Origin of the sequence: Corallococcus sp. AB030 (assembly GCF_003668965.1) — a bacterium.
Taxonomy (GTDB): Bacteria; Myxococcota; Myxococcia; order Myxococcales; family Myxococcaceae; genus Corallococcus; species Corallococcus exiguus.
Genome location: NZ_RAWQ01000134.1, coordinates 19,311 through 29,495 on the forward strand (window position 1 = coordinate 19,311; position 10,185 = coordinate 29,495).

The window sequence follows — 10,185 nt, forward strand, 5'->3', positions numbered from 1 at the left end:
TGCTGCGATTGCATCGGTAGTCATACGCAGGGGCGACGCCATTCTGGCAATAACCGACACGTCAAAACGAATGGCTGACACGTCATCCCCTCTCAAAACCTGCCTCTGGCGCAGGCACCGGGAGTCAATCCCTCACCCGGGAATCCAGTGGGTCCCATGAGGAGGGCGGCGCGCCGTGGGGAGCGCCCGCCTCATGGGACCCGCGCTCCTTGCCGCAGGCGAGGTCGAGCGCGCGAAGTCGCTTCCCCAGGCCGGACAGGGCATAGACCGTGCTGCCTTCGAACGCGGGCGCTCCGCCATCGCACCGGCCTTCACCGGCCTTCGCTCAGCTCCCGTGCGCGCGTCGACGGCAACCACCCCACCGCGCCGCGTTCCCACGTAGACGTCGTCGTCGACAACCCTTGGCGAGGAGGTCGCCTCGGAGCCGCACGAGACGCTCCAGCGGATGGCCGTCCAGCGGGATCGCTTGACCACGAGCGGCCCCGTTCCCTCGAAGTGTCCGGTCCGCGCGGCAGTGGCGCCAAAGAATACGGAGCGAGATGAACCCAACATGGGCAGCTCCCTCTCAGTCGCGTGCATGCACTGACGCGTTCGCTGACGCACGCGTAGTACTGGACCCGATTTTTCCGACGGGAGAATACAGCATGCGCAGGTTTTCCCGGATTCCTTCTCCTTGCAATATGATGGGTGGCGGCCAAGATGACCGACGACACCCTCAGCACCGAGCACGCGCCCTCTGCTGAAGGCGGAACTGGAGCGGCGGCGCTCGTCCTTGCCTATACGCGGAACGCGTTCATCGGGGATGAGCGGCATGGGCTTGCAAACGGCTCGACGCTCCTGGGGCGTGGCGCACCACTCTTCTCCCGGGTCGCCCTGGACGACGCCCGGCTCTCCCGTGGCCATGCGCGCATCGAACGCGTCGAGGGGAGCTGGTTCGTCGAAGACCTGGGAAGCCACAATGGCACCCGTCTCAATGGACGACAGCTCACGGGACGCGCCCCCCTCGCGTGGGGGGACGTCCTTCGAATGGGGGACACGCTGTTTGTCTTCGCCGAGGCCTCCGAGGCCCCGAATGACGAACAGCGTATCGACGGACTGGTGGGCAGGAGCGCGGCGCTGACGCGGCTCCACCGCGACCTGGAGCGGGCGGCGCGGTATGAGCAGTCGGTGCTCATCCTGGGCGAAACCGGGACGGGCAAGGAGGTCGTGGCGCGCGCGCTGCACGAACTGAGCGGCCGCGCGGGGCCCTTCATCGCGCTCAACTGCGGTGGCGTCGCGGAGAGCGTGCTGGACAGCGAGCTGTTCGGGCATGTGCGCGGCGCGTTCACTGGCGCGGCGGCCTCCCGGGACGGGCTTCTGCGCGAGGCGCATGGAGGCACGCTGTTCCTGGACGAGCTGGGGGAGATGCCTCCCATGCTCCAGGTCAAGCTGCTCCGCGTGCTGGAGACTCGGCAGGTCCGCGCCCTGGGAGGAACGCAGGAGCTCCCCATCGACGTGCGGGTGCTCGCGGCCACCCACCGGGACCTCGTCTCCCAGGTGAACGAGGCCGCCTTCCGCGCGGACCTCTACGCGAGGCTCGTCCAGTGGCGCCTCGTGATGCCCCCCTTGCGCGAGCGCCGCGAGGACATCGCGCCGCTCGCGCGCCACCTCCTCGGCCGCATGAAGGCCGAAGCCCGGCCCATCGACGTGGGCCTCGCCGAGGCACTGCTCCTGCATGACTGGCCGCTCAACGTGCGGGGCCTGCTCAACGTGCTCTCCATCGCGGTCATCGCTTCGGACGGAGGACCGCTGAAACTGGGGATGCAGGTGGAGCACGAGCTGAAGGCGGAGCGACGGATGCTGACGGCCAGGACTCCCGCGCCGACGTCAGCGGAGGAGGGGTCCTCCCAGCCTCCTGCTCCGCGTCCGGCGCGCGCCGTCGAAGCCACCCCCCAGGAGTTGGAGACCCACCTGCGCGCGCACCAGGGAAAGGTCGCGGAGGTCGCCCGGCACCTCGGGTGCTCGCGGCAGCAGGTGTATCGGTGGATCGAGGACTTCGGGCTCGAGCTGGACCACTACCGCGTCCCCCTGCCGCGTCCCGGTTGAGACTTCCCAGAGGGTCCCATGCGTTCTCTGCTTCCCCTGTCGATGATGGCCTTGATGGCGGCGCTGAGCGGCCAGGACTGTGCCGTGCCCATCGCCTCCGGGCCGCGGGCCCAGGCCTCCCGCCCGGCCACGCCCCTCCAACCGGATCACGTCAACCCCCAGGCGCCCAGCCCTACCGGCTGGACTGGAGTCGATGGCGGCAGCGTCTTCTTCCGGAGACGGTTCGACGGTGTCGTCGGCATCTGGACGGGCAGCGATGAGCGGCCCTATCGAATCACCGAGGTCCCGCCCGTGGACCCGTGCCTGCCCGCGGTCCTTCAAGACGCGGGCGCCAGGCTCAAGTTTTATACCGTGACCGATGTCGCCCTGAACCGCAACGTCTGCGCCGGCAAGGGCTATCGCACGCAGAACCCCAATGAATGCTCACCGGACGCGGGCGACTTCTATCAAGGGAAGGCCGTGATCATCCCCGGCTGCTGGATGCCGGATGGAGGCTTCAACGACGGAGGCGGCGACGCGCCCTGTTTCACGGCGAGCTGCACGACGGGCGCGGTCGGCGTCTGCGCGCACTGGGGCTACCTCCCGGATCAGGAGTGGGAGGGAGGCCCCCCGCTCGCGCGGCTGTTCCAGGCGTGTGTGCGGGCCGCGCGCGCCGACTACAACGGTGACGGCGAGCCCTTCACGTGCCAGGGCACCTACGTCGACTTCGTCGACGGCCATGGCATCCAGACCCAGGACACCCTCGACGGCGGAGGGCTCCCGCCGCTGCTCTTCGAGGCCGCCTGGAACGAGCAAGGCGCCCTGCCCTTCGGGGTGATGCCAGGCGGGGGAAGTTGTCTGCGGCCGCGTTACGCCCCCGCCCCCCTCTCGAGCATCCACGGGGCGCCAGGAGCGCACCTGAAGGCGAGCTACGACTGCCAGCAGCCCGGCAAGGCGGGGACCCCCTTGAAGGAGTACTTCGATGGGGGCGTGCCCTTCCTGTTGCTGACCCAGACCTGGAAGAACGAGTACTGCGTCACGGACGATGGGTCGGGGGGCGGGCTCCGCACCCGCTGTCCCTCGTGCGGCGGGGATCCCCTCGGGCCCAAGACCTGTGAGGGTGGGAACTGCGCGTTTCCTCAGATGCCTTGAGCGCCTCCGGCCCGGAGGGCTGGGAGCCTCCCCCTGCGTTCGACGAGTACCGCCTCATCCGCCTGCTGGGCCAGGGGGGAATGGGCCGCGTCTACCTGGCTGAAGACACGGCACTCCAGCGGAGGGTCGCCATCAAGTTCATCGGCGCGGAGCGGTCCGGCCCGGGCCAGCGCGACCGGCTCTTCGCCGAGGCCCGGGCGCTCGCCCGCCTCCGCCATCCGAACGTGGTGACGGTGTACCGGGTCTCGGAAGTGGGCTCCCACCCCTATCTGGTGCAGGAGTTCCTCCCCGGTGACTCCCTGGGGAGCCTGTCCACGCCGCTCCCCCCGGAGCGGGTCCTGGCCATCGCGCTGGGACTGGGACGGGGACTGGCCGCCGCGCACCGCGCGCAGGTGCTCCACCGCGACGTCAAACCAGACAACGTCATGGTGCTTCCAGATGGCGAGGTGAAGCTCGTCGACTTCGGGCTCGCCCTCTCCTGGACGGCGGCTCCGGAGGACGCCGCGCCCGCGGCCCGGCTCACCGTCCCAATCGCAGGCACGCGCGGGTACATGGCGCCGGAGGCTTTGCGTGGCGAACCGCCCGGCCCGCGGGGAGACGTCTATGGCCTGGGCATGGTGCTTCATGAGCTGCTGGCGGGCCAACGCCCCTTCGACGAGCTCACCGCGAGCGGATCGGTGGACGAACCCAGGGCCCCCGAAGCGCGCGCACCCAACCCGGAGCCGGAGCCCTCCGAGAGCGGGCTCGGCGTCCGCCTGCGCGCCATCATCCTCCGGTGTCTGGAATACGATCCGGCACGGCGCTTCGCCTCCGCCGACACACTGTGCACAGAGCTCGAAAGCCTGAAGGAGGACGGCGCCCCGGTGCCGGTCCCCCCTGGCAATCCCTATCGCGGGCTCCAGGCCTTCGAGGCGGAGCACCGGGGGTTCTTCTTCGGACGCGGCGCGGAGGTCCGCGCCATCCATGAGCGGCTTCGCGCCCAGGCGCTGGTGCTCGTCGCGGGGGACTCGGGCGTGGGCAAGTCCTCGTTGTGCCGGGCGGGAGTGGCGCCGCTCGTCACGCAAGCGGGGCTCGAGGACGGCTGTGCCTACACCGTGCTGTCGCTCATGCCCGGGCGCCGGCCCCTCACGGCGTTGGTCGCCGCGGTGGCGAGCCGGCTCGGCCTGTCCGAGGAGACCCTGGCCGCCCAGGTGCGGCGTGAGCCCGCGGCGATGGCACGGACCCTGCGCGCCGCCGGGCCCATGCGGGGCACCCTGCTGTTCATCGATCAGCTCGAGGAGCTGTTCACCCAGAGCGAGCCGGACGAGGCGTCCGCCTTCACGCAGGTGCTCGGGCACCTGGCCATCCTGGCCCGGGGGGTGCGCACGCTGGCCACGGTGCGAGGGGACTACTTCACGCGTCTGGCGGCGCTGCCGGGGCTGGAGGATGAAGTGGCGCGCGCCCTCTTCCTCGTCAAGCCGCTGGGCCCGGAAGGAACGCGCGAGGCCGTGGTCGGTCCGGCGCGCGTGACGGGCGTCGCGTTCGAGACGGAGGCCCTGGTGGACACGCTCGTGGCGTCCTCCGCCCACGCCCCGGGAGGACTGCCCATCCTCCAGTTCACGCTCGCCGAACTGTGGGATGCCCGCGACCGGGTGACACAGCACATCCGGGAGGCGTCGCTGGAGGCGCTCGGGGGCGTGGCCGGGGCCCTGGGACGTCACGCGGACGGAGCGCTGGCGGCGCTGGCCCCCGATGCGCGCCTGGCGGCTCGCGGCCTGCTCTTGCGACTCATCAGCCCGGAAGGCGCCCGGGTCCGGCGGACCACCGGGGAGCTCGGTGCGGAGACCTCCGCGAATCGCATCGCGCTGGAGGCCCTGGTCCGGGCGCGGCTCGTCGTGGTCCGGCAGGAAGGCGAGGCGCACGTCCACGAGGTGGCGCACGAAGCCCTGCTCGCGGGCTGGTCCACCCTGCGCGGATGGCTTGAAGCGGCCCACCAGGAGCGGCAGCTGCTCGAACGGGTGAGGCTCGCCGCGGCCGGCTGGGAGCGCGCGGACCGCCCCGCCTCGGCGCTGTGGAGCCGGCGTGAGCTCGACGCGGTGACCGCGGCCGGCAACCTCGCGCTGACGCGGCGGGAAGCTGCATTCCTCAAGGCCTCGCGGCGGGCGCTCCGGCGCACCTTCGCGCGGCGCCTGGGGCTGGCGCTGGCCCTGCCCCTCACCGCGATGGTGGCGGGGGGGACGGCCTGGCTCAAGGGCCGCCACGCGCTGGAGCGCACCGTGCAGGAGCACCTGGATGAAGCCCGGGCGTCCATCACCGAAGCCCGGGCCCACCACTCCGCGGCGAAGGCCTCGCGCGCGGACGCCTTCCAGACATGGGACGCGCGAGGGGAGCGCGCCCTCACCGGAGCTCCGGCCGTGGCAGAGGGAGGGCCGCCGGAGGAGACCTGGGCCGAGGCGCGAACGAGCGATGGCCGCGCGGACGAGGCCTACCAGCGCGCCACGCAGGCGCTCGACACCGCCCTGCTGCTGGACGGCTCGCGGCGGGAGGCCCGCGGACTGCTCGCGGAGGTCCTGATCCGGCGCATGGAGCTGGCGGAGTGGTTCTTCCGTCCCGGACAGCGGCGCGAAGCCCTGCGCAGGCTGGCGAGCCTCGATGACGACGGCACCGGCCAACGCCAGCTCCTCGCACCGCCGGTCCTGGACCTCGCCACGGAGCCACCGGGCGCGGAGGTGCTGCTCCAGCACGACACGGGCGTGCCCGGAGCGCCCAGGCTGTCCGAAGGCATCTCCCTGGGCCCGACGCCCATCGCGTCGCACGCCCTCGCCACGGGCCCGGGGTCCTATGTCCTCACCTTCCAGGCGCCGGGCCTGACGCGCGCGGTCCTGCCGGTGGTGCTCTCCTCGGGAGAGGACCTGCGGGCGCGCATCCCCCTGCCGCGGGCGGCCGACGTCCCGGAGGGCTTCGTCTACGTCCCGCCGGGCCGTTTCCTCTTCGGAAGCAGCGACGACGAGGCCCTGCGGCGCGAGTTCCTCCAGGCGCCCCCGCTCCGGCAGGTGACGACCGGGGGGTACCTCATCGCCCGCCATGAGGTGACGTTCGCCGAGTGGCTCGCGTTCCTTGAGGCGCTGACACCGGACCAGCGGAGGCGACGGACGCCCGGCGTGCGTTCCACGGCCGGCGCGCTGGCGCTCACCCGGGAGAAGGCGGGCTGGCGGCTCATGCTGCAGCCCACGCAGCACCCCCTCTTCGCGAGCAGCGGCGAGCCCATCCGTTACCCGGGCCGCGCCCACAGGGCCGTGCAGGACTGGTTGCGCTTTCCCATCTCGGCCATCTCGCTGGAGGACGCACGGGCGTACCTCGCATGGCTGGACCGCTCCGGGCGCGTTCCGGGAGCCCGGCTGTGTTCCGAATACGAGTGGGAGCGCGCGGCGCGTGGCGCGGACGCCCGCCTGTTTCCCATGGGCGACCTGCTCGCGCCGGACGACGCGAACTTCGATGAGACCTATGGCCGGCAACCGCTGGGCTTCGGTCCAGACGAGGTGGGGGCCCACCCTGCTTCCGCCAGCCCCTTCGGGGTGATGGACCTGGCCGGCAACGTCATCGAATGGGTGCGGTCGGTCCGCGAGCCCGGAGAGGCGGTGGCCCGCGGCGGGTCCTGGTACTACGACCGGATCTCCAACCGCTCCAATTCGCGCATGCCCAACGAGCCCTGGTCGAGGGACATCCGCATCGGCCTCCGCGTCTGCGCGCCCGCCCCGCTTCCGCGACACGCCCCCTGACGAGACTGAAGCCGTCCGCGTCCGGACATGTCCGGACATGTCCAGGACAGGCGCGTGCACGCGACAGCGCGACCACCGCCACGGCTGTCACTGCCGTCACCGCGTCAACGTGGGCTGGCACGACGCGTGCTCAAGGGGACGCCCGAGCCCACGCTCAACCCCCTTGAACATCCTGTTCAGACACACCCACCAACAGCAGTCACCCCACCGGAGAGAAACCCATGATGTTTGCCATGGACGTGTCGCCCGAGATGACGCTCCCGCAAGATGAGAGCGCTTACGTTGCCAAGGTGGATACACAGGCGCGTGGAAGAGACAATCCCTATGGCTTCGAGGCGGGGGCTGTGAATTCGGCCGCCGACGGCACGACCTACACCCTCACCATGGTGAATCAATCCGCCGAGCCGTGGATTTTCTATGTGTATCAGACGTTTCCGGAGCAGACGAACGACATCTTCTCGCTGGCGTGGCTCGCCAGCCCGTACATGATCGTGCCGAAAGCACAGATCACCTTCAAGTGGACGATCAACTACACCTTCCTCTGGGGACAGACGGGTGTCCTGCAGCCCGGCGCGTCGTTCGTGGCAGGGATGTCAATCGATGCGGATCCCTCAGTCGGGGACACGACCCAGTTTTCGGTGACGCCTGGCCCGAACCTGACTCCGGCGAAGACCGGCGGCGCCCTCGGGACCTTGACCATCTACGATCAGTCTGACGTCCCCAACTCCCAGTTCTCGGTGGGCATCGGAATGGGGGATGCCGGGACGTACGCGACCCAGGCCGGCACCAACCTCAAGCATGTCTTTACGCCCACGCCCTCGTATTGGGTTGCGGCCGGGGTTGACCAGAAAGTGGGGACGGTGCTGGACATCCAGACCGTCACCCAGACGGCTCCGGTCGTCTACCCGGCCAATGTCTACTCACTCACTGCGACACTGCAAGACGACAACACGTGGAGCGTCAAGCCCTGAACCCGCGCCCATGATTCTCGAACGACCTCGGGAGGTGCGCCTGAGGTCGGTTCGGCGCTCCCCCATTCCTCGTGAATGCATGGGGCAGCCCCATGAGGGCGGCAAGGTCCGCTTCGCCTCCTTCAACCCCCGTGTATCCACGTCCCGGTCAGCCCTCAACGAAGGGGGCGCATTCCGTAGCACTCAGTCGCAGGCACGGCGGCACTCGCCCACACACTTCGACTTGTTCGTGGCGCCCTTGCAGTTGCTGTTGCACGCGCGCTTGCACTGGGTGACCGCCGCGGAAGCACCGCCCCCGGTGCCCTCCCCTTCGTCGCCTTCGGAGAACTTCTCGCCTGCGAGGTCCTCCGCCGGGAGTTCGGGTCGGGCATGGCTCGGCGACCAGGCCCAGCTCCAGCCTCAGGCCCCCGTCGCCGGGGCCGGCGTCTCACCGCGCGGCAGGACGCCCTGCATCACCAGGCTCAGCACCACCACCAGCGCACAGCCGATGACGTTGAACCAGAGGTAGCCCACGTCGGAGAGGAAGAAGAGGGCAATCACCGTCGCCTGGGAGATGACAGCCGCCGCGAACACGGCATGGCCGCGCACGTGCTTCACGAAGAAGGCCACCAGGAAGAGGCCCAGCACCGTGCCGTAGAAGATGGAGCCCAGGATGTTGATGGCCTGGATGAGGTTGTCCAGCAGCGAAGCGAAGGTCGCGAAGGCCACCGCGACCAGCCCCCAGAACACGGTGAACAGCTTGGACGCCACCAGGACATGCCGGTCCGAGGCGTCGGGCCGGAACACCCGCCGGTAGAAGTCCACCGTCGTGGTGGTCCCCAACGCCACCAGCTCGCTGGAGATGGAGCTCATGGCCGCGGACAGGATGACGGCGATGAGCAACCCGAACAGCCCGCTGGGCAACCAGCGCTTCACGAAGGCGATGAAGATGTAGTCCGAGTCCTTTGTCTCCGCGCCCGGAAGCGCGCGCGCCACCATGGCCTTGGCCTCCTTGCGGACCTCGCTCGCCTGCCGCTGTGCGCCCTGGAGCAGCGCCCGTGACGCCTCGCCGGCCGCCACGTCGCCCGACTCGACGGCCGACAGGTAGCGCTCCACCTCCGCGCGCTTGCTGGACTGGACCTGCTCCCACTTCGCTTCCAGGTCGGCGTACTCGGCCGCCTGCGCCGTGCCCTGCACGCGGGTGCGCAGCGCGTCGTTGAAGAGCAGCGGCGGCGTGCTGAACTGGTAGAAGACGAAGACGAGAATCCCGACGAAGAGGATGAAGAACTGCATCGGGATCTTCAGCACGCCGTTGAAGAGCAGCCCCAGCCGGCTCTCGGAGATGGAGCGGCCCGTCAGGTAGCGGCCCACCTGGGACTGGTCCGTGCCGAAGTACGACAGCGACAGGAACAGACCTCCCGTGATGCCGGACCAGAAGTTGTAGCGGTCCTGCATGTCGAAGTCGAAGCTCACCACGTTCATCCGGCCGAACGCGCCGGCGACGTCCACCGCCTTGCCGAACGACACGTGCTCCGGCAGGCGCCAGAGGATGACCGCGGCGGCCACCACCATGCCGCCCATCATCACCACCATCTGCTGCTTCTGCGTCTGGCTCACCGCCCTGGAGCCTCCCGTCACCGTGTAGAGGATGACGAGCGCACCCATGACGATGACCGTGGGCTCCAACGGCCAACCGAGGATGGTGGAGAGGATGATGGACGGCGCGTAGAGGGTGATGCCCGCGGCCAGCCCGCGCTGGATGAGGAAGAGGAAGGCGCCCAAGAGCCGCGTCTTCAGGTCGAATCGCGACTCCAGGTACTCGTACGCGGTGATGACGTTCAGCCGGTAGTAGATGGGCACGAAGACCGCGCTGATGATGACCATCGCGATCGGCAGGCCGAAGTAGAACTGCACGAAGCGCATCCCGTCCTCGTAGGCCTGCCCGGGGACGGAGAGGAAGGTGACGGCGCTTGCCTGCGTGGCCATGACGGCCAGTCCAATGGTGGGCCACCGCAGCTCACGGCCTCCACGCATGTACTCGTCGCTGGTGGCCTGCCCCCGGGACTTCCAGAGGCCCCACACCACGATGAACGCAATCGTCCCGCCCAGGACCAGCCAGTCGAGCCCCGTCACGCGTACGCCTCGGTGAGGCCCCAGAACACGGCGACGAACAGCACGAAGGCGCCCAGCACCAGGATGTAGATGTTGCGCCAGGAGCCCAGCAGCGGCGGCGCGTCATCGAGCTCGGGCCGGCGCGCGGG

At 69.8% G+C, this 10,185-nt stretch carries 6 protein-coding genes; 4 read left to right on the top strand and 2 right to left on the bottom strand.

The genetic code is table 11. The annotated features are described in order from the left end of the window. Positions 1–132 precede the first annotated feature (132 nt). Positions 133–813, bottom strand: coding sequence for a PQQ-binding-like beta-propeller repeat protein (locus D7Y15_RS46800; RefSeq protein WP_368667407.1), 681 nt, complete (start codon positions 811–813; stop codon positions 133–135). On the opposite strand from D7Y15_RS46800, the gene D7Y15_RS27730 reads away from it, so the two are divergent. The 4 genes from D7Y15_RS27730 (at position 700) to D7Y15_RS27745 (ending at position 7,945) form a co-directional block, all read left to right on the top strand. Continuing rightward, positions 700–2,085 (top strand): sigma 54-interacting transcriptional regulator, encoded by a 1,386-nt coding sequence (locus D7Y15_RS27730; protein ID WP_233605109.1) that lies wholly within the window; start codon positions 700–702, stop codon positions 2,083–2,085. The two genes, D7Y15_RS46800 and D7Y15_RS27730, sit on opposite strands and share 114 nt — an antisense overlap. An 18-nt stretch (positions 2,086–2,103) precedes the next feature. After that, positions 2,104–3,216, top strand: coding sequence for an ADYC domain-containing protein (locus D7Y15_RS27735; RefSeq protein ID WP_233605110.1), 1,113 nt, complete (start codon positions 2,104–2,106; stop codon positions 3,214–3,216). Continuing rightward, positions 3,213–6,974: a bifunctional serine/threonine-protein kinase/formylglycine-generating enzyme family protein gene (locus tag D7Y15_RS27740; protein WP_121754458.1), complete on the top strand. Its 3,762-nt coding sequence runs from the start codon at positions 3,213–3,215 to the stop codon at positions 6,972–6,974. Before D7Y15_RS27735 ends, D7Y15_RS27740 begins: the two co-directional genes overlap by 4 nt. 221 nt (positions 6,975–7,195) lie before the next feature. Next, the gene (locus D7Y15_RS27745; protein WP_199745992.1) at positions 7,196–7,945 is read left to right on the top strand and encodes a hypothetical protein; all 750 of its coding nucleotides are present in this window, start codon (positions 7,196–7,198) and stop codon (positions 7,943–7,945) included. 399 nt (positions 7,946–8,344) lie between these two features. Here the strand turns inward: D7Y15_RS27745 and D7Y15_RS27750 are convergent, their stop codons facing one another. Next, entirely contained in the window at positions 8,345–10,057 is a 1,713-nt protein-coding gene (locus D7Y15_RS27750; protein ID WP_121754459.1) for a sodium:solute symporter, read from the bottom strand. Positions 10,058–10,185: the final 128 nt, after the last annotated feature.